This is a genomic window from Pectobacterium parvum (assembly GCF_020971565.1).
In the GTDB taxonomy this organism is placed as follows: domain Bacteria; phylum Pseudomonadota; class Gammaproteobacteria; order Enterobacterales; family Enterobacteriaceae; genus Pectobacterium; species Pectobacterium polare.
Genome location: NZ_CP087392.1, coordinates 2,601,699 through 2,620,784, shown reverse-complemented (window position 1 = coordinate 2,620,784; position 19,086 = coordinate 2,601,699). Strand labels below are relative to the sequence as shown.

Below are 19,086 nucleotides of genomic sequence, written 5' to 3'. Positions count from 1 at the left end.
GATCGCGTCTAATCAAATGCGGCTATGGTGGGATAGAGGCGGTTTATCGGTATATACTCCGGGCTTACCCACTACTGTGTCTGACGATCGAGCCTGACGATGGATATTAAGCAACTGCAATACCTGTGCAATCTGGAGAAAGAGCGCCATTTTGGCCGGGCAGCGGAAGCCAGTTTTGTCAGTCAGCCCACGCTCTCCATGCGGTTGAAAAATCTGGAGCGAGAGCTGGATCTGGCGTTAATCAATCGGGGTAACAATTTTGAAGGCTTTACCGCCGAAGGTGAACGCGTGCTGGCCTGGGCGCGGGAAATCGTCTCGGTTTATCAGGGGCTAAAGCTGGAAGTCGCGTCGCTGAAACGCGGTGTGAGCGGCGTATTGCGCATCGGCGCAGTGCCGCAAAGCAGTATCGCGCTGTCGAGCCTGCTGGCAGCGGTGAACAAGGTTTACCCGCAGCTGGATTTTCAGATCTCGCTGTTCAGTGCGGATCAACTGCTGGAAGCGCTGAATGCGCATTCGGTGGATGTCGGCATCGGCTTTTTTGAGTTTTCGACGCTAGAGGAGCTGCACTTTCAGGCGTCGCCGTTGACGGAGCAGGGTGTTGATCTCTTGTTCCATCCGCACCATTTCCCACAGCTGGTAGGGGAGACGCCGCTGCCTCTCGCTGCGCTTTCTGAGGTTCCGCTCTGTTTGGCGGAGGCCAGCCGCTACTTCCGTCGCTATCTGGATAGCCATTTCCGCGAAATGGGCGTTTCGCCGTGGGTTAAGGTGGAAAGCGCTTCCGTCCTGCAACTGATCCAAAGCGCCTATGTCGGGCTTGGGTGCGGCATTGTGCCCCACGGCAGCCTGATCCCGGACATGACGCCCGCATTAACGCTGCGACCGCTGCTGTTTCCGCCAATGCGCCGCCGTGCGGCTGTCGTCGTCGCCCAGGCAGGTAGAGCGACGCCGCTGGCGCAGAACTTCTTTGACGCGGCGCAGGCGTGGTTGCAGGCTCAGTCGTAGAGGCTTTCATCCTGTATCGGCGCAACGGATTTACTGGCGCGCAGCCGCCTGACGGACTGGCGAACCACCAGCGTGCCATTGAGTAGCAGGTTGCCGACGGGGGCTTCGGGGCGAATCAGGCGATATTGCAATAGCCTGACGGCCTCTTCGCCCAGCGCCTCACGCGGTACATGCACCGATGTGAGCGGCACGTCGTGAATGGCCGAGAGATTGAATCCATCCATGCTCATCACCGAGACATCTTGCGGCACGCGCAATCCTGCTTTGGTCAATGCATTGACCACCCCAACCGCGATGAAATCACCGCCTGCCAAGATCGCTGTAGGTCGCTTATCCGGCGGGCAGCGGGCTAAAAAGGCCGTCATCGCCTGTTCGGCATCCGTCGTGCTGAAATTATCTAACGCCAGCAAATTATCCTCAGAGGAAAACGGCAGATTATGGTGCTGATAGGCATCCCGAATCCCGTCCAGACGCAGCTCCATCGTGTAGCGACGCAGGCACAGCAGCGTCAACACGGTATGGTGTCCTTGCTCAAAGAGATAGTGGGCGGAGAACTCGCCTATCAAGCGATGTGCGGGTGCCACACCCGGCAATCGCATCTTACGGTCGATGCAGTTAATCAATATGCAGGGCTTACCGCTGTCCGCTGCCAGCGCGTGAATATAGGGATCGTCGATGCCGATCAGCAGCGCCGCCTCCGTAGCCGGATCGCGCATTTTGTCTAAAAAGAGCGCCGCATCGCTGTCATTTTCCTCCAACCCGCAGTAGCGCACTCGCACATCGTGTGGCTTCAGGGCATCAATGATGCTCTGTACCACCTTGTGATAGAAGATGTCGGACCGAATATCAAACGCGCGCGGTGGGGCAAAAATCGTGAGTCCGTTCAACAGCAGGCGACCGTTGGCGAGATCGGCCAGTACGCCGCACTGGCGGGCGCAGTTGAGAATGTCCGCTTTTGCCTGCTCGCTGGTATTGGACTGACCAGACAGCACGCGTGAGACCGTACTGATCGAGTAGCCCGTCCGCTGCGCGATTTCGCGTATTTTCAGGTTTCCTTTCATTTTGTGATCCCGTTCACCTTCGAAAATGACAAAGTTTTCATTGCTATCTGTTACCTGTTTTTAGGCGCTATAGACAGGATTTTGTCTGCATTTTGACCATAGCATGAAAATGTTTTCAAAAAAGTGAGTGTTTCACGATTTTCAATTGTTCTACTCTCATTTTGGTAAACCAATTTCAGTGATTAGATGCAATAAAAAGGGATTTAACTCAATAAATACAACGATATGAAAATGGTTTGATTACTCGGCAGGCTATAAATACAAAAATGCCGTCGAGATATCAGACCAATGTCACCCTATTTTCCTGTAAAGGAGTCACCATGAGTCTCGACATCAATTCGTCCTCCATCGCTACCAAAGGTAAACGGACAGTCAGAAACCTGCGCTGGTGGGTACTGAGCCTGTTCCTGCTCGGCGTTACCGTGAATTACATCACCCGTAATTCGCTGGGCATCCTGGCACCAGAACTGAAAACCAGTATGGGCATCACCACCGAGCAATACTCCTGGATTGTCGGTGCATTCCAGCTGGCGTATACCATTTTCCAACCGATTTGCGGCTGGCTGATCGATGTCATCGGCCTGAAAATTGGCTTTATGGTCTGCGCGGTGATCTGGGCGATGATGTGCATTTTCCACGCGGGCGCGGGAAGCTGGCTGCACCTGGCGATCTTGCGCTTCTTTATGGGGGCATCTGAAGCGGCGGCGACGCCGGCGAATGCCAAAACGCTGGGCGAGTGGTTCCCTAAAAAGGAACGCCCGATTGCGGCAGGTTGGGCCGGTGTCGGTTTCTCTATCGGTGCGATGCTGGCACCGCCGATTATCGTTGTGGCGCATGCCTATCTGGGCTGGCAGGGCGCGTTTATGTTCAGCGGCGGGCTGGCGCTGCTGTGGGTGATTCTGTGGTGGCTGTTCTACCACAACCCCGAAAATCACCCCAATTTAAGCCGTGAGGAACTGGATTTCATCCGTCAGGACAATGAGGCACCGCCGGTCAAACTGCCTTTCTTCACCGCATTGAAAACCGTCTCAAAAAACAAACGCTTTTACGGTATCGCCATTCCCGCATTTATGGCGGAGCCCGCGTGGGCCGTGCTCAGTTTTTGGGTACCGCTCTATCTGGCGAATGAACGCGGTATGGATCTGAAACAAATCGCGATGTTCGCGTGGCTGCCGTTTCTTGCCGCCGATCTTGGCAGTATCGCCAGTGGCTATCTCACCCGACTTTATACCCGCTGGTTCGGCTGCTCGCGCGTTAACTCGATTGTGGCGAGTTCGGTCACGGGCGCGTTTCTGATGCTGTCGCTGGCGCTGGTTGCCATCAGTAAAGATCCGTGGGTGGCGATTCTGCTGATTTCCATCGGCGGATTCGGCCATCAGGTGATTTCCTGCATGTTGAGCGCACTGGTGGTGGAGTCGTTTGATAAAGGACAGATGGCCACGGTGAACGGGATGCGCGGTTCGTTTGCCTGGATTGCCAGCTTCCTGTTCTCGCTGTTGATTGGCGTCACCGCCGACAAAATTGGGTTTAACCCGCTGTTTGTCGCGATGGGATTCTTCGATTTGATCGGTGCCATCTTCCTGATCGCATTTATTGCTGAACGTTGCGGGAAAACGCGGTCGCAGGCATAACGGCTCATTTATTTTTTCCTGAAAAGGACGCTGTATGAAAACGTTGAAAAATTGGGTGTTCCGTCATCAGAGCGCCGACCATGTTGAACTGTTGGTGGACGACAAACATGTGTTTCGCCTGTACGTGCTGGAGCCGATGTTGGCTCGCGTGCTGGTTAAACAGCATGGCGAGCTGAAGCTGAACCGCACCTGGAGCATCGCGCCGCAGCAGGATGTTCCCTGGCAGGGACGCAGCCGTGAAAGCAGCGACGGTTTCAGCCTGCCGGGATTCTCGCTGGAACAGCTGGACGATGCGCTGCGTATCAGCACCGCGCGGATGCGCATTACGATTCATCAGCCGCTGTGGCTGGCATGGGAGTACCACGATGAACAGGGCGAATGGCAGCCGTTTGCCGCCGATCGACCCACCAGCGCCTATCTGCTCAACCCACACGGTGAAGGCGTGGCGCACTATCAGCGCCGTTTCCCGACAGAACGCTATTACGGCTTGGGTGAGAAGGCTGGCGACCTTGAACGCACCGGACGTCGGTTTGAGTTCCGCAATCTGGATGCGATGGGCTACAACGCGGCGAGCACCGATCCGCTGTATAAGCATGTGCCGTTTACCATTACCCGACGTGACGATGTCAGCTTCGGCCTGTTTTACGATAACCTGAGCACGACCTGGCTCGATCTCGGCAATGAGATCGATAATTATCATCTGGCTTATCGGCGCTATCAGGCGGAGGCGGGCGATCTCGACTATTACCTGTTCATCGGGCCGCGCGTGTTAGATGTCACGAAAGCATTTGTGCGCCTGACGGGGAAAACGCTCTTTGGGCCAAAATGGAGCCTCGGCTACAGCGGTTCCACCATGCATTACACCGACGCACCGGATGCGCAGCAGCAACTGATGAAATTTATCGCGCTGTGCCGGGAACATCATATTCCGTGTGATTCGTTCCAACTCTCATCGGGCTACACGTCGATCAACAATAAGCGCTATGTGTTTAATTGGAACGACGACAAAGTCCCCCAGCCGGAGGTGATGTCGCAGGCCTTCCACGATGCGGGCCTCAAGCTGGCTGCCAATATCAAACCCTGTTTACTGCAAGATCACCCGAAATACGACGAGGTGTCGGCGCAGGGGCTGTTTATCCGCGATTCCGAATCCGATGTGCCAGAGCGCTCCAGCTTTTGGGACGATGAAGGCTCGCACCTTGATTTCACCAATCCGGCAACGGTGGCGTGGTGGCAGGAGAACGTCACCCGACAGCTGTTGGAGAAAGGGATTGATTCGACATGGAATGACAATAACGAATATGAAGTCTGGGATGGTGAAGCTCGCTGTCACGGATTCGGTGAAACGATGGCGATCAAACACATTCGCCCGCTGATGCCGTTGTTGATGATGCGCGCCTCGCTGGAGGCACAGCAGCGCTTTGCTCCGACGCTGCGCCCTTATCTGATCTCGCGTTCTGGCTGTGCGGGCATGCAGCGCTACGTGCAGACCTGGAGCGGCGATAACCGCACCAACTGGCAGACGCTGCGTTACAACACGCGGATGGGAATCGGGATGAGCCTGTCCGGCCTGTTTAATGTCGGGCATGACGTCGGCGGGTTTTCAGGCGACAAGCCGGACGCCGAGCTTTTTGTGCGCTGGGTACAAAACGGTGTGATGCACCCGCGTTTCACCATTCATTCCTGGAATGACGACCATACGGTAAACGAACCGTGGATGTATCCTGCGATAACGCCCGCAATACGCAGCGCTATCGAACTGCGCTACCGTCTGCTGCCGTATTTTTATACCTTGCTATGGCAGGCCAGCGCGGACGACGAACCGATGCTGCGCCCGATGTTCCTCGACCACGAGCAGGACAGCAGAACGCTGGAAGAAACCGATGATTTCATGCTGGGACGAGACATTCTGGTCGCTAGTGTAGTTGAGCAGGGGCAGCGCCAGCGCACGGTGTACCTGCCGGCGAATACGTCAGGCTGGTACGATTTCCATTCTGGCCAGTGGTTCAGCGGCGGACAGACGATCGTGCTGGATGCGCCGTTGGAACGGCTCCCGCTACTGGTCAGAGCGGGTGCGATGATCCCGCTGTCGGCGCGAACAGCGCACGTCAGCCCGCATGAAGATGACCAGCGTGAATTCCTGCTCTTCCCGCCTGTTGCTGGCGGCACAGATAGCGGGCTGCTGTTTGAGGACGATGGTGAAACGTGGCAATGGCGTGAAGGTAACGCGCTGTGGCTGCGCTGGGAAATCCGCACGGATAGCCAGCGGATTGACGTGACGTTCACGTCGGAAGGGCGGTATCAGCTTGCCTGGCGGCACGCGACGCTGCGCCTGCCGGTGGGCGAGCAACGTCAGCTGTACATTAACGGCGTCCGCACGGAGACCTATCAACACCAATAATCAGCTCTACCCGTCATACTTCAAGCTGCATGTGCGTTGGCTTTCCTCGCTCACCCCAGTCACTTACTGATGTAAGCTCCTGGGGATTCACTGTGTCGCCGCCTTCCTGCAATTCGAATTATTTAGGGTATATACCTAATTTTTTCCTGTAACGCCTCGGTTTTATTACTGAGGCGTTTTTTGTTATGCAGAATACAAACAATAACCGATTGGTCATCTTCAGGATAATGAGATGTTAATGAAGTGAGTGAGATATTAAATATAAAAAAGAGTTGTGCGAATACCCTTAATAAAAGTGGATCTACAAAATAGTTTAAATAGTAAGAAAAGATTTTATAACAGTTAAAAAAATAGATACTTGGTAAGTAATAAGTTCGCAAATTATCAGCCAGAAAAATTAATAAAAACAAACATGGCGGCTTCTGATTCATTCGCGAACAGAGTTTTTATTTTAAGTGGAGTATTCGCTATGAAGAATAATCACCATGATCTATTTGCCGCTTTTACACTCCCCAACGGCGCAACGCTGAAAAATCGGGTACTGATGGCTCCCATGACCACCTGTAGTGGGTTTTACGATGGGAGTGTGACCAAAGAGCTGGTGGAATATTATCAGGCTAGGGCAGGCAGCATCGGCACCGTGATTGTGGAATGCTGTTTTATTGATGACAAAGGGTTGGCTTTTCCCGGTGCGATAGGAATCGACAACGACGAAAAAATTGCCGGACTGACCAAAATTGCGACGGCGATTAAAGAAAAAGGTTCGACGGCGATCCTGCAAATTTATCACGGCGGGCGGATGGTCGAACCGCGTTTCATCGGTGGCGCGACGCCGGTTGCTCCGAGCGCCATTGCCGCGCCGCGCGCGGGTGCTATCGTTCCGGTTGCACTGTCGGGCGACGAGGTTGAGGCCATGATCGGCAAGTTTGGCGATGCCGTTCATCGTGCCATTCAGGCGGGTTTCGATGGCGTGGAAATTCACGGCGCGAATACCTACCTGATCCAACAATTCTATTCTCCTCACTCTAATCAGCGTTCAGATAAATGGGGCGGCAGTCGTGACAAACGCGCGGCCTTCCCGCTGGCAGTGTTGGATATCACCCACGAGGTCGCGGGTAAATACGCCGATCCTTCGTTCATCATCGGTTATCGTTTCTCGCCGGAAGAGATCGAAGAACCGGGTATTCATTTTGATGATTCTCTCTATCTGCTGGAAAAATTGGCGGCGCGTGGGCTGGATTATGTTCATTTCTCTATGGTAAATATTCTGCGCTCGTCCATTATCGAAACAAACGACCCGACCCCGCTGATTAAGAAATATGTTGCCCGCCGTTCCGTGACATTAGCGGCAGTTCCGGTGATTGGCGTAGGGGATATTGTCAATCAGGCAGACGCGGATGCGGCGCTGGAAAATGGTTATGACCTGATTGCCGTCGGCAGAGCCTGTATTGCTTATCCAGACTGGACAGATCGCATTGCCGAGCAGGAAAAACTCGATCTTTATATTGCCAGCGATAAACGTGAAGCATTAACGATCCCTGAACCGCTGTGGCGCTTTTCATTGGTTGAAGCCATGATTCGGGACGTGAATTTAACCGGTAAAAAATTTAAATCCGGGATTTATCAGGAAAATGTTCAGGATGAATGTGGCGAGCTGCGAATTGCTATCCATTTTGAGCAGAATCGGGTCGCCGATATTGCGCTGGAGAATAGCGAGATTGATGATTCACTGAAAATCAGTTTTGAAATTATCCGCGAACGCATTCTGGATACCAATAGCCCCCACGTTGATGCCGTAACGGGCGCAACGGCGCAGAGTGAAGCCATTAAAAAAGCCGTTACCAAGGCGATGGTGAAATCGAGCAAAGACGCCATTATTGCCGACGGCGGTAACCCAGACGCGCGTCGCGAAGCGGATGTGGTGGTGATTGGCAGCGGTGGCGCGGGGCTGGCGGCAGCGATTCAAGCCAGCGAAGAGGGCGCGCGCGTTATCGTCATTGAAAAGATGCCAGTCATCGGCGGCAATACCATCAAGGCCTCTGCCGGTATGAACGCGGCGGGAACCGTCTTCCAACAAAATAAAGGTATCGAAGATAGCCAGGCGCTGTTCTATGACGAAACGCTGAAAAGCGGCAAACAGAAGAACAATCCCGCACTGGTGCAATACTTCGTCGATCATGCGCCTGACGCGATCAACTGGCTGGTGCAGCACGAGATTGAACTGAGCGACATCACCACGACGGGTGGTATGAGCGTTGACAGAACGCATCGCCCTGCTAACGGCGCAGCGGTGGGCGGCTATCTGGTCAGCGGGCTGATTAAGAACCTCAATAAATACAATATTGAGGTGCTGCTGGAAACGTCGGTAACTGAAATTGTGCAGGAGAAAGGCAAGGTTAGTGCCGTCAGAGTCGTCAATGAGGAGCAGGAAGCGAGCCTGATTGCGACAAAAACGGTGATTGTCGCCACGGGCGGTTTTAGTGCCAATCAGGCGATGGTGGAGTCATACCGCCCAGACCTGAAAGGCTTCGTCACCACCAACCACAAAGGCGCCACGGGCGGCGGCATTCGTCTGCTGGAACAGATCGGCGCGGATACGGTGGACATGGGGGAAATTCAAACCCATCCGACGGTTGAACAGACAACCTCTTATCTGATCTCCGAATCCATTCGCGGCGGCGGGGCTATTCTGGTGTCGCAGCGCGGGGAGCGTTTCTTTAACGAAATGGAGACGCGGGATAACGTTTCGTCCGCCATCGTCAACCTGCCGGAAGAATGCGCGTACATCCTGTTCGACGAGCAGGTCAGAAACCGCAATCGGGCGGTCGAAGAGTATGTCGCACAGGGGCTGACCGTCAGTGCGGGTAGCGTTGCTGAACTGGCTGACAAGCTCAATATGCCGCCAGCGGCGCTGCACGCCACGTTCGAACGTTACAATGCCTTTATTGCCGGTAAACACGATGAAGATTTTGGTCGTACCACGGGGATGCGTGATCTGCTGAATCAGGCACCTTACTACGCGATTAAAGTGGCACCGGGCGTGCATCATACGATGGGCGGCGTGACCATTAACGAAAAAGCGGAAGTGCTGAATCGCCATAAAGAGACGATCTCTGGGGCTTATGCCGCAGGGGAAGTGGTTGGCGGGATCCACGGGGCGAACCGCATTGGCGGCAACGCCGTAGCGGATATCATTATCTTCGGTATTCAGGCGGGGATTCAGGCAGCGGCCTATGCGCGGGCACCGCGTCGTTCCGATGCTTTTCCGACGAAGGCGCGCAAGGCAAAGTTTGCGAAAGCTGTGGCGAAAACGGCTGAAAATCAGCCGATGCTGGTAGCCGAGTAAGTGATAGAAAAGAACGTGATAAAAGAGTAGTGCTAATGGCGGGCGTCTGAAAGGGCGCTCGCGATTTTTCCGACCGTTTCCTCTCTGTACCGCCATTCGATCATGGGAGTCACCGTATGCCTTCTGTCGATAACGCTTACGCCTATTCCGTTCACCTGATGGGCAGCCCCATTCTGCTCAAACTGTTTGTCCATGATGAAACCCCGGTCAGGCAGGTTTTCCAACGCATCAAGCAGCTTGAAGACTTGCTAACCGTTAATCGAGCGCAGTCAGAAGTGATGAGCATCAACCATGCGGCGGGGAGAGGATACGTTTCGGTCAGTCCAGTTGTCTTTGAGTTGATTAAGCGCGCCAAAGCGGTGAGTCTGATTGAAAACAGCGGCTTTAACGTCGCGATTGGCCCCGTCGTGAAACTATGGAAAATCGGTTTTAGCGGCAGCACGGTGCCTGACAGCGAATCGATACAACGGGCGCTGGCATTAACGCATCCCGAGCGCATTATTCTCAGAGAGCAGGACTGCGCCGTGATGCTAGAAAGCGCGGGAATGGAGATCGACCTGGGCGCGATTGCGAAAGGCTATATCGCCGATATCGTCCGAGACGTCCTGCATCAACATGCGATTCAGGATGCGTTGATCAATCTGGGGGGAAACGTGCTCGCTATCGGCAGCGCGTTGACGGATGAACAAGGGCTATGGAGCGTCGGGTTACAGAAGCCTTTCGCGGATCGCGATAGCCTGTTGGGCATTATTAAAGTGAAGAACAAATCTGTGGTGACATCCGGCATCTATGAACGTTTTTTTACCGTGGACGACCGTATTTATCATCATATTATCGATCCCCGGACGGGGTATCCGCTGGATAATGAGTTGCACAGCGTAACGGTTATCTCGAACGACTCTCTCGACGGCGATATCTACACCACGTTGCTTTATGGTTTGGGCGTCAGCGCAGGCATTCACTTTCTACAAAATCGGCCGGATATCGAAGCCATCTTTGTGACGAAAAATAAAGAGATCATCTTTTCTTCTCAACAACATTGTGTGTTTAATTTGCGAGATGACAGTTACTTCGTCCATATCAGGTAATAAATATCAAGCAGTATCGGTTTTGACGATAACTCGCTTATCATTAGTGGCAATTGGGTTTGTTGTAGTCATAGGTTTTTTTGATATACTTGGCTAATGCACTAATAGATAATGGCTTAATATAATTATTGAGCCATTATCTTCTTTCTAAGAGATTACTTATTATTCTTTAACTGTAATTGTTGGATCCCACTGGAAGTAACCATAAAGTTCTTGGTCTCCGCCGTGTGGTCTATAGTACAATGCAAATTGTATTTGGTAATGCTCTGTTCCTACGTCATTTACAATTGCCTGAGCATACCAGTGTTTTCGTTCAGCGAATGTAACAGGGAGAGATGAATTACTATTTGTTGGGCTTGGTTCTGATTCTACACGAGCGCTATTAATGAATTCAAGGCCTGCAAAAACAGTTTTTCCTGCATATTTAGGCAACCCATAAATCAAAACGCCTGAGTCTGAGTTGTCAGATTCTGATATACCTGTCCAGCGAATAACATCATCGCGATTTGCTTGCACATTGAGGTCGCTGGTTCCATTTCCTGATAGGGTGGACTGGCTAGGTGCAACCATGTATGCGTATTTGTGAGCGATCGATTTTGGATGTTTTTCATCTCGACTAACAGCATTAAGTGGGAAATCATTAATAACACTATCTGTATCAATAATGACTATAATGTTGATAACATTATTAGTTGAGTTACTTGGAGTGATGTTACTCATGAAGTATCCTTTTTTAATTTTTAATAATTGCGAAAGGGAATATTACGCAATAGGAGGTGAGTTTATTTAAGGGCTGGTCAATCTGCCCTGCTATTGATACTAGTTGCGTTGTTTTATTTTTGCAATAACAACGTGGAATTATTTTTTTAATTTATCGGCTAAGGTATTTATTATTAGTTGGGTTATTTTATCTTTGTTGTTTTTTTTAATGTAATTTATTTTTACTCTAAATAATTCGAATTTCAGACAGATGAAAGAAGATGGTCAGATTTGTCGGGAACGAGTTTGAACATCCAACGGCTGGCTTTCGGTGAGAGATGTCTCGCCTCTCAAGAGAAGTAAAGGGAAGACTAAAAATATATAAAATATTGTTAAAAACCAGTTGGTTAAAAACCAACTGGCTTCACGTCTGGGAGGTTTTTTTTACAGTAAAGTGAAAAGAAAAAATTATTATTTAACTGATGACATTGACTGACGTCGCCATTTGGAAATAAGAGTAAAGTACTTGGTCGCCACTTGTCGGTCTATTGTATAATGCGAATTGAATGTAATACTCTTCTTTTCCTTTCATCTGCACTGTTGACTGCATATACCAGTGTTGTTGTTCAACAAAAGAGGGGGGGATCGGTTTTGTTGCGCCTGGCTCCATTGCAGAACGTTTTCTTTTGTTAAAATCCGGAACTTTGAATGCGTCAACGCCTGATTTTTTACTTATCTGATGGATTAAAACACTCGAGTCTGAGTTAGATGACTCGGACATGGCAGACCAGCGAATAATATCATCGATATTTGCTTTTACACTAAGATTTCCGGTTCCAGAACCAGCAATAACTAAAGAGCTTGTTGTTACCATATAAGCAAAATTATTGCTAATTAATGTCGGTTTTTCTATGTCAGTACTGGGCTTTATTGTGCTATCGCTACAGATGGCGTCTGTATCGAAAATGGTGATTATATTAATAATTTTATGGCTTGAGTCTAGGGTGGTAATCATATTTACCTCATTTTATTTTAATTAAAGACCTAATTATTTTTGATGTGGGTTGTTTCATTTTTATGGATTTTGCTACACCTGCAATTAAATATTAGATGGTTTTTATATTTTTGCATAACAAATGCATTGTATTTTTAAATTATATGAGTCTTGACTTTGGTAGGTGTGGGGGTTATATCAATAAGTTAAAGTATAGAGTTATTTTTCATCTAACAATAATTATTTCCGAGTGTGGGTAAAAATAGTGTGGTGTTTCCAGTTGATTTATCCTTATATATAATTTCTTTCTTAAGGTTCTCTCATGTTCTGCATTAATGTTAATTGTCTACGTTATCAGTCCCCTAATATTCTGGCCTGTTGCTCATGCTGAAGTGGGGCCTATCGATGAAACATGTTATGTTGTCGGCAGTAAAGTCCGTTAGTCTTGCTCTCCTGAAATCTGTTGGGGTAACCTCTGTTGCGATGATATAACGATAGTTTTACACCATCGTGTTTTTGTAGCTGTTTTCCTTTTGGACGTGTTCTGTGCCACGAAGGCAGCGAGAATCCAACAGACAGGGCAGGAGAATACCCATGTATCAACACAGAGACTGGCAGGGCGCGCTGCTTGATTTTCCAGTAAATAAAGTCGTTTGCGTCGGAAGTAACTACTCAGAACACATTAAAGAAATGGGTAGTGCGGCCCCGAGTGAGCCCGTGTTATTCATCAAGCCTGAAACCGCACTATGTGACTTATGCCAGCCCGTTGTCATCCCCAAAAATCTGGGATCGGTTCACCATGAGGTCGAGCTAGCTGTACTCATCGGTATGCCGTTAAAGCAGGCTAATGAAGAGCGCGTTGCCCGGGCGATTGCGGGTTATGGTGTGGCGCTGGATCTGACGCTGCGTGATTTGCAGTTCGACTTCAAAAAAGCGGGTCAGCCGTGGGAAAAAGCTAAAGCGTTTGACGGTTCCTGCCCGATCTCCGGTTTTATTCCGGTTGCCGAGTTTGGCGATCCGCAGCTAACCGAACTGGGTGTAAAAGTGAATGATGAAGTGCGCCAGCAGGGTAACACACGTGATATGATTACGCCGATTCTGCCGCTGATTGCCTACATGAGCCGTTTCTTTACGCTGCGCGCGGGCGACATTATTTTGACGGGTACCCCAAAAGGGGTCGGTCCGATTCTATCTGGCGATATGCTGACGATTACGGTGAATGACCGGACGTTGAGTACACGTGTTATTTAACGCTCTGGCTGCCCGTGTTGAACGACGGGCAGCAACACTTCCCGCTTTTGCAACGACACCGCTGCGCCTGCCAGAATCACGTATTCTTATTTACAACGTTATCGATTTATCAACTTAAGTTAACTGGAAGAGACATGACTGAACGCCCTTTTTGGCAGCAAAAAACGTTGTCTGAGATGTCTGACGATGAATGGGAGTCGCTGTGCGATGGCTGCGGTCAGTGCTGTTTGCATAAACTGATTGATGAGGATACGGAGGAAATCTATTTTACCAACGTCGCCTGTAATCAACTGAATATTAAAAGCTGCCAGTGTCGTAACTATGAGAAACGCTTCGAATACGAACCGGACTGTATCAAGCTAACGCGCGAAAACCTGCTGACGTTTAACTGGCTGCCGGCGACCTGTGCATATCGCCTGATCCATGAACGTGAAGATTTACCGCAGTGGCATCCGTTGGTCAGCGGCACTAAGACGGCGATGCACCGAGAACGTATCTCCGTGCGGCATATCGCTGTACGTGAGAGTGAGGTGGTGGACTGGCAGGATCATATACTGAATAAACCGGATTGGGCTAGGTAACTATATGATGAATATGGATATTGTATCTACTGATTTGATGCTTAGGGCATAGGTGGGACAATATCTGTCAAAATACTTGGTTGATCAGCATCGTTGTCACTCATCCATTTGCCATAAACGCTATAAACCATTTGTGCAGCTGCATGCCCATTTAGTAGGCGATGGTACTCGCCACGTGATAGAGGATCGGGTTCGTTCTTTGACTTTTCAGCGGCGTGATTCCTAAGAATGAGGGTTTTTGGATGTAACCGCTTTTCTCAGCACAATCCAACATTCCAGAAGAGCAGGTTAGGTAAACATTGACCGTCCGCACTGTGCGCCTTTCTTACTACGTACGGCATACTGAATTTTTGCTGGTAGCCAATGGAAGGCTTTCCGCGAGGAAAATCGCTGATATAACTACCATTATCGTATTGGAAGTGGCCGCCAAAAGCAGTCCAGCTAAAGCGTGTCTGCTGGTAACCAACTACCGCGCCTACTTTATAATTAGGGCGTTTTACCAGCCATGCTTTGGCATTGACATCAAATTCATTAGCATAATTAAGGAGGGTATTCGGGCTGTTTGACCAGTGAGTCCAATGTGACTGGCTGGCATCGAGCCAGTCGTAATCATCCATTCCCGCTCCACTTGAGGCGAATGTAGTCCAGCCCCTTGCGTTCAGCGTCAACCAAAAATGCGGATCCCAGGATATATCACCTTTAATGATGGCCGTATTGTTGATCTTCCAGTCGAGCTCGCTGAGCTTTCTGCTGGTATTGGTGTCATACACATACTCTTTGGACTCACCGGCAAGCCAACCCAACGAGGTACTGACGGTTATGCTATCGGCAGAAGGTTCTTTTTCATTTTGAGCTAGGGTGACATTAGTCGCCATCAAACCTAGAATGCCCAACGCTATCATGTAGTTATTCATTATTAACTATTCCTTTGACACTAGATGAAGATTTGCTTTCAGGTCAGTCAGACCTGAAAGCAAATAGGTTGCCGACAAAGGCAACCTATTTGTCTATAAAACATCAAATTGAAACAAGAAGCCCCTCAATCTGAATGTCTCAGAAGGGGGGCTTTTGGATGCCGCCCAATACGGCGATGAAAAGGTTGATATTGCCTAACATCTTTGTTTCTCCTGAATAAATCTATTGCGATAGCGATACCTTATTGGGTGAAAAGCCGTTGTTGATCTGCGGTATGAACTCTAGGGATAAGTGGCGTCCTAATGAAGAAAAAATGCTCAGAAAGGGATAGGTGGTTTACATATCGTTGAGATGGAACTGAAATGCTCATCTTTTTTGCCAACTACGTCACATTTTCCTTGTGCGAATCATGATGTTGCCTCCAGCACAAATCGTGACGTGTTGTATGATTTTAAAGCAGTTAAATCAGAAGGAGGGAGAGCATGTGATTAACTTTGAGAAAATTATTCTTGAGTACAGCGAGCAGTACACCGACTTTGCTGCCTCCACCATTGCTTTTATGGAAAATCAGGAAAAAAAGATCGACGCTGATGAAATATCGCGAAGAATCCCGCAGGAAAAGAGGCTTTTTTTAACGAACGCTTAGGCCATTATCGCGATATTTACCAACCACAGCAGTGAGAGTGGGTATACAGCGTGGAAACAGAAAAGCCCGACAAGATGTCGGGCTTTTCTGTTTCTGTGTGAATCGCCTTCTGTATTAATCCGATTATGGATTAACGGCTGAAGAGGTCGCGGCGCTTAGGGCGGAAAGGCTGAGCGATCAATACCAGCACGGCAATCAACAGATAAGCGGCAAAGATGCCAAGCAGCCACTGCGGCATTTCCATCGAAAGGAATTCCCACTGACGCACTGAGCAATCACCTGTTGCATTGAAAATGGCTGGAAGCCATTTATCTAAAGGTAGCCATGACGGGAAGCTGACAAAGAAATCACAGGTGGTAAACGGCGACGGATTTAACAAAATATCCGTGTGTTTCCATGCCAGTCGGAACCCTTCATAAGAACTGTATATCCATAGCGCGATGGCCGGGTAACGCAACGCCGTTGATGGCGCGATGGCACCAACAATGCCTGCGGCGAACACGCCCCACAGCGCACAACGCTGATAGATACACAGCACGCACGGTTTTAATAACATAACGTGCTGAAAATAGAGCGCGACCAATTCCAACGCTAAAGCAGTAAACGCCAGCAGCAGCCACGCACCACGCCCGCGTGAACAACTATTAAGAAATCGCAACATAAAAATATTCCATGCTAAACATGATTAAAGCAGCAGTGTAAACCGTTCTGGCTTCACTGCCATCATTTCACTGTGCAAAACGTAACGATATGTTTATTTGATGTTTTCCTATCATTTCATGGCGGCGAAACCGGTATTGATAACGTCATCAAGACAGAAATTGTCGCCACCGTGATTACTATACACGATCGTGATTATGAGTGATTGCCCGATAGGGTCAAATTTGGCAAAGAAATCCAATGATTATTCATCAAAAACTCAGTAAACGGCACGAGCGTGAATTCAACGCAAAACAGCCCGACCAGCGTCATTACAATAGTGTATGGCAGTGCCATGATCACCATGCGGCCGTAAGACAGACGGATAAGCGGTGCCAGCGAGGACGTTAGCAGGAACAGAAATGCGGCTTGCCCATTCGGCGTCGCAACGGAAGGCAGGTTGGTTCCGGTATTGATTGCCACTGCGAGTAACTCGAACTGGGAGCGCGAGAGTTGGCCATTTTCAAACGCGTTACGCGCTTCATTGATATAAACCGAGCCAACGAAGACGTTATCCGATATTGATGATAGCAGGCCATTGAACAGATAAAACTGCGTCAGTTGCGCACTAGCAGAAGATTGTAGGACATAGTGGATCATCGGTGAAAACAACTGCTGGTCGATAATGACGGCGACGATGGCAAAGAAGACCGTCAACAGTGCGGTAAACGGCATGGCATCCTGAAATGCTTTACCAATAGCGTGTTCTTCGGTCACGCCGCAGAATGTGGTGGCCATAATAATCACAGAGAGGCCAATTAACCCAACCTCGGCCAGATGAAACGCTAGTGCAATAATGAGCCAGACGCCAATCACTGCCTGCACGAGTAAACGCACGTTATCCTGCGGTGTGCGCTTTTCTGTCATGTCCCGATCGTAATCCTCAAGCACGCGGCGCACGTTATCTGGCAGGTTTACCCCATAGCCGAACAGCTTGAAGCGTTCGACCAGCACGCAGGTCAGAACACCGCAGATAAAGACGGGTACAGTCACGGGTGACATGCGCAGGAAAAAGCTGACGAAATCCCAACCGGCGCTTTTCGCGATAATCAGGTTCTGAGGTTCGCCAACCATCGTCATCACCCCGCCCAGCGCGGTACCGACGCCTGCGTGCACCATCAGACTACGCAGAAATGCACGGAATTGCTCCAGCGTACGATGATGTTCCTCGCCGTTTAACGCGCTGTCATCGCTGATATCGGCCTCGTCCTCACCTTGCTGGGAAACGAAACGGTGGTAAATACCATAAAACCCGATCGCGACGCTGATAATAACGGCAATCACGGTTAACGCATCAAGGAATGCGGAAAGAAAGGCGGCGGCGATACAAAAAGCAAGCGAAAGCAGCGTCTTGGAATGAATGCGCAGCAGTAGTTTGGTAAACACAAAGAGCAGCAGTTGCTTCATGAAGTAGATGCCTGCCACCATAAACACCAGCAGCATGAGGACTTCAATATTCCCCGTTATTTCATGCCACACCTGCTGCGGGCTGGTCATACCGATGAAGATTGCCTGTAGTGCCAGCAGGCCGCCAGGCTGTAATGGGTAGCATTTCAGCGCCATGCCTAGCGTAAAAATAAACTCCACGACGAGTAACCAACCGGCCCAAAACGGGCTGACAAAATAGAACAGCAGCGGATTAATCAGCAAGAAGCAAAAAATAGTCAGTTTGTACCAGTCTGGCGCATATCCCAGGAAATTTTTTAGCAGCGCGCGGTGGAGGGGCATGGCGATCATAATGGAAGGGAAATCCTTATTCGTTAGAATAGTTTGATGGTTTTTATCATATCGTAAAAACTTTACAAACGGGCAGAAGTCTACCGTTCTAAGGCCTGAGAGAGCGGTTTGCAGTCACAATTTTTCATTGAAATTGCCTGGTGCCCGAGTGCGGCGCTATATCATGATTCTTTCGTCTGGTATTATGACTTAGCTTTTTTCGGCAATCACCGCTACGGATTATCAAACACATGGTTATAAAGGCGCAAAGTCCGGCTGGATTCGCGGAAGAATACATTATCGAGAGTATATGGAATAACCGCTTTCCTCCTGGCTCTATTTTGCCCGCGGAAAGAGAGCTTTCCGAACTGATCGGCGTGACCCGTACTACGCTGCGTGAAGTGCTTCAGCGCCTAGCCCGCGATGGTTGGCTGACGATACAGCACGGGAAGCCCACAAAAATTAACAACTTTTGGGAAACCTCAGGGCTCAATATTCTGGAAACGCTGGCGCGACTCGATCACGATAGCGTGCCGCAACTGATCGATAACCTGCTGGCCGTGCGAACCAACATCGCTGCCATTTTTATTCGGACGGCGCTACGCCATAACCCGGAAAAAGTGCGTGATGTATTAACTCAGACAAGCGCGGTAGACGATAGCGCAGAAGCCTTTGCACAACTTGACTACAACGTGTTTCGTGGTTTGGCCTTTGCCTCTGGCAATCCGATTTATGGTCTGATCCTGAACGGTCTGAAAGGGCTGTATATTCGGGTAGGGCGCTACTACTTTTCCAATCCGGAAGCCCGCAAACTGGCGGTGAATTTTTACGGTCGGTTGGACGCGTTGCGCAGCGAAGAGCTCTACGATCAGGTGATGGATGTCGTCAGGCATTACGGTAAAGAAAGTGGGGCGATCTGGCACAGTATGCAGAGTGCGATCCCGCGGGATATTGCGGAAGTACGCCGCTAAGGCTCATACCGCAGCGTCATTGTGAAAATATGAAAAGGGGATTCAGGTTATTGCCTGAATCCCCTTTCTCTTTGGTCTTGTCGCT

At 49.9% G+C, this 19,086-nt stretch carries 15 protein-coding genes; 9 read left to right on the top strand and 6 right to left on the bottom strand.

All coding sequences use genetic code 11. The features are described from left to right. The first annotated feature begins 99 nt into the window (after positions 1-99). On the top strand, positions 100-1,002 hold the full coding sequence (locus tag LOZ86_RS11825; RefSeq protein WP_039480990.1) for a LysR family transcriptional regulator: 903 nt from the start codon (positions 100-102) through the stop codon (positions 1,000-1,002). On the opposite strand, the gene LOZ86_RS11820 is transcribed toward LOZ86_RS11825, so the two are convergent. Then, positions 993-2,063 (bottom strand): LacI family DNA-binding transcriptional regulator, encoded by a 1,071-nt coding sequence (locus tag LOZ86_RS11820; protein WP_039480987.1) that lies wholly within the window; start codon positions 2,061-2,063, stop codon positions 993-995. The two genes, LOZ86_RS11825 and LOZ86_RS11820, sit on opposite strands and share 10 nt — an antisense overlap. Before the next feature lie 320 nt (positions 2,064-2,383). Here LOZ86_RS11820 and LOZ86_RS11815 point away from each other — a divergent pair, with 320 nt between their 5' ends. The 4 genes from LOZ86_RS11815 to LOZ86_RS11800 all read left to right on the top strand — a co-directional run bounded on the left by LOZ86_RS11815 (position 2,384) and on the right by LOZ86_RS11800 (position 10,529). Further along, positions 2,384-3,694: an MFS transporter gene (locus LOZ86_RS11815; RefSeq protein WP_039480984.1), complete on the top strand. Its 1,311-nt coding sequence runs from the start codon at positions 2,384-2,386 to the stop codon at positions 3,692-3,694. A gap of 34 nt (positions 3,695-3,728) precedes the next feature. Further along, a complete protein-coding gene (locus LOZ86_RS11810) occupies positions 3,729-6,095 on the top strand; it encodes a glycoside hydrolase family 31 protein (protein ID WP_111778660.1) in 2,367 nt (788 codons plus the stop codon). Positions 6,096-6,564: 469 nt separating this feature from the next. Further along, positions 6,565-9,441 (top strand): flavocytochrome c, encoded by a 2,877-nt coding sequence (locus LOZ86_RS11805; RefSeq protein ID WP_230242066.1) that lies wholly within the window; start codon positions 6,565-6,567, stop codon positions 9,439-9,441. Positions 9,442-9,557: 116 nt separating this feature from the next. After that, a complete protein-coding gene (locus tag LOZ86_RS11800) occupies positions 9,558-10,529 on the top strand; it encodes an FAD:protein FMN transferase (protein WP_230242064.1) in 972 nt (323 codons plus the stop codon). A 162-nt stretch (positions 10,530-10,691) separates the two neighbouring features. On the opposite strand, the gene LOZ86_RS11795 is transcribed toward LOZ86_RS11800, so the two are convergent. Both LOZ86_RS11795 and LOZ86_RS11790 read right to left on the bottom strand, forming a co-directional pair. Beyond that, entirely contained in the window at positions 10,692-11,249 is a 558-nt protein-coding gene (locus tag LOZ86_RS11795; RefSeq protein ID WP_039480973.1) for an inclusion body family protein, read from the bottom strand. A gap of 454 nt (positions 11,250-11,703) precedes the next feature. Further along, entirely contained in the window at positions 11,704-12,243 is a 540-nt protein-coding gene (locus LOZ86_RS11790) for an AidA/PixA family protein (protein WP_039480970.1), read from the bottom strand. Between the two features lie 573 nt (positions 12,244-12,816). Here LOZ86_RS11790 and LOZ86_RS11785 point away from each other — a divergent pair. After that, complete coding sequence (locus LOZ86_RS11785; protein WP_039480967.1) at positions 12,817-13,473, top strand: fumarylacetoacetate hydrolase family protein; 657 nt, start codon at positions 12,817-12,819, stop codon at positions 13,471-13,473. A gap of 134 nt (positions 13,474-13,607) precedes the next feature. After that, positions 13,608-14,054 (top strand): cysteine cluster protein YcgN, encoded by a 447-nt coding sequence (gene ycgN / locus LOZ86_RS11780; RefSeq protein ID WP_039480966.1) that lies wholly within the window; start codon positions 13,608-13,610, stop codon positions 14,052-14,054. 257 nt (positions 14,055-14,311) lie between these two features. Here ycgN and LOZ86_RS11775 read toward each other — a convergent pair whose 3' ends face one another. Continuing rightward, a complete protein-coding gene (locus tag LOZ86_RS11775; RefSeq protein ID WP_230242062.1) occupies positions 14,312-14,968 on the bottom strand; it encodes an omptin family outer membrane protease in 657 nt (218 codons plus the stop codon). A 485-nt stretch (positions 14,969-15,453) separates the two neighbouring features. Here LOZ86_RS11775 and LOZ86_RS11770 point away from each other — a divergent pair, with 485 nt between their 5' ends. Next, entirely contained in the window at positions 15,454-15,615 is a 162-nt protein-coding gene (locus tag LOZ86_RS11770) for a DNA polymerase III subunit theta (protein ID WP_230242060.1), read from the top strand. Between the two features lie 130 nt (positions 15,616-15,745). Here the strand turns inward: LOZ86_RS11770 and dsbB are convergent, their stop codons facing one another. Together dsbB and nhaB are read right to left on the bottom strand one after the other, a co-directional pair. Further along, entirely contained in the window at positions 15,746-16,276 is a 531-nt protein-coding gene (gene dsbB, locus LOZ86_RS11765; protein WP_039480963.1) for a disulfide bond formation protein DsbB, read from the bottom strand. Positions 16,277-16,470: 194 nt separating this feature from the next. Next, positions 16,471-18,051: a sodium/proton antiporter NhaB gene (nhaB, locus tag LOZ86_RS11760; RefSeq protein ID WP_039480960.1), complete on the bottom strand. Its 1,581-nt coding sequence runs from the start codon at positions 18,049-18,051 to the stop codon at positions 16,471-16,473. Positions 18,052-18,281: 230 nt separating this feature from the next. On the opposite strand from nhaB, the gene fadR reads away from it, so the two are divergent. Then, positions 18,282-19,001: a fatty acid metabolism transcriptional regulator FadR gene (gene fadR / locus LOZ86_RS11755; protein ID WP_095699389.1), complete on the top strand. Its 720-nt coding sequence runs from the start codon at positions 18,282-18,284 to the stop codon at positions 18,999-19,001. Positions 19,002-19,086 lie beyond the last annotated feature (85 nt).

Coding starts and splice junctions, on each gene's coding strand:
- LOZ86_RS11825 (WP_039480990.1), top strand. CDS start 100: ATGGATATTAAGCAACTGCAATACCTGTGCAATCTGGAGAAAGAGCGC.
- LOZ86_RS11820 (WP_039480987.1), bottom strand. CDS start 2,063: ATGAAAGGAAACCTGAAAATACGCGAAATCGCGCAGCGGACGGGCTAC.
- LOZ86_RS11815 (WP_039480984.1), top strand. CDS start 2,384: ATGAGTCTCGACATCAATTCGTCCTCCATCGCTACCAAAGGTAAACGG.
- LOZ86_RS11810 (WP_111778660.1), top strand. CDS start 3,729: ATGAAAACGTTGAAAAATTGGGTGTTCCGTCATCAGAGCGCCGACCAT.
- LOZ86_RS11805 (WP_230242066.1), top strand. CDS start 6,565: ATGAAGAATAATCACCATGATCTATTTGCCGCTTTTACACTCCCCAAC.
- LOZ86_RS11800 (WP_230242064.1), top strand. CDS start 9,558: ATGCCTTCTGTCGATAACGCTTACGCCTATTCCGTTCACCTGATGGGC.
- LOZ86_RS11795 (WP_039480973.1), bottom strand. CDS start 11,249: ATGAGTAACATCACTCCAAGTAACTCAACTAATAATGTTATCAACATT.
- LOZ86_RS11790 (WP_039480970.1), bottom strand. CDS start 12,243: ATGATTACCACCCTAGACTCAAGCCATAAAATTATTAATATAATCACC.
- LOZ86_RS11785 (WP_039480967.1), top strand. CDS start 12,817: ATGTATCAACACAGAGACTGGCAGGGCGCGCTGCTTGATTTTCCAGTA.
- ycgN (WP_039480966.1), top strand. CDS start 13,608: ATGACTGAACGCCCTTTTTGGCAGCAAAAAACGTTGTCTGAGATGTCT.
- LOZ86_RS11775 (WP_230242062.1), bottom strand. CDS start 14,968: ATGAATAACTACATGATAGCGTTGGGCATTCTAGGTTTGATGGCGACT.
- dsbB (WP_039480963.1), bottom strand. CDS start 16,276: ATGTTGCGATTTCTTAATAGTTGTTCACGCGGGCGTGGTGCGTGGCTG.
- nhaB (WP_039480960.1), bottom strand. CDS start 18,051: ATGATCGCCATGCCCCTCCACCGCGCGCTGCTAAAAAATTTCCTGGGA.
- fadR (WP_095699389.1), top strand. CDS start 18,282: ATGGTTATAAAGGCGCAAAGTCCGGCTGGATTCGCGGAAGAATACATT.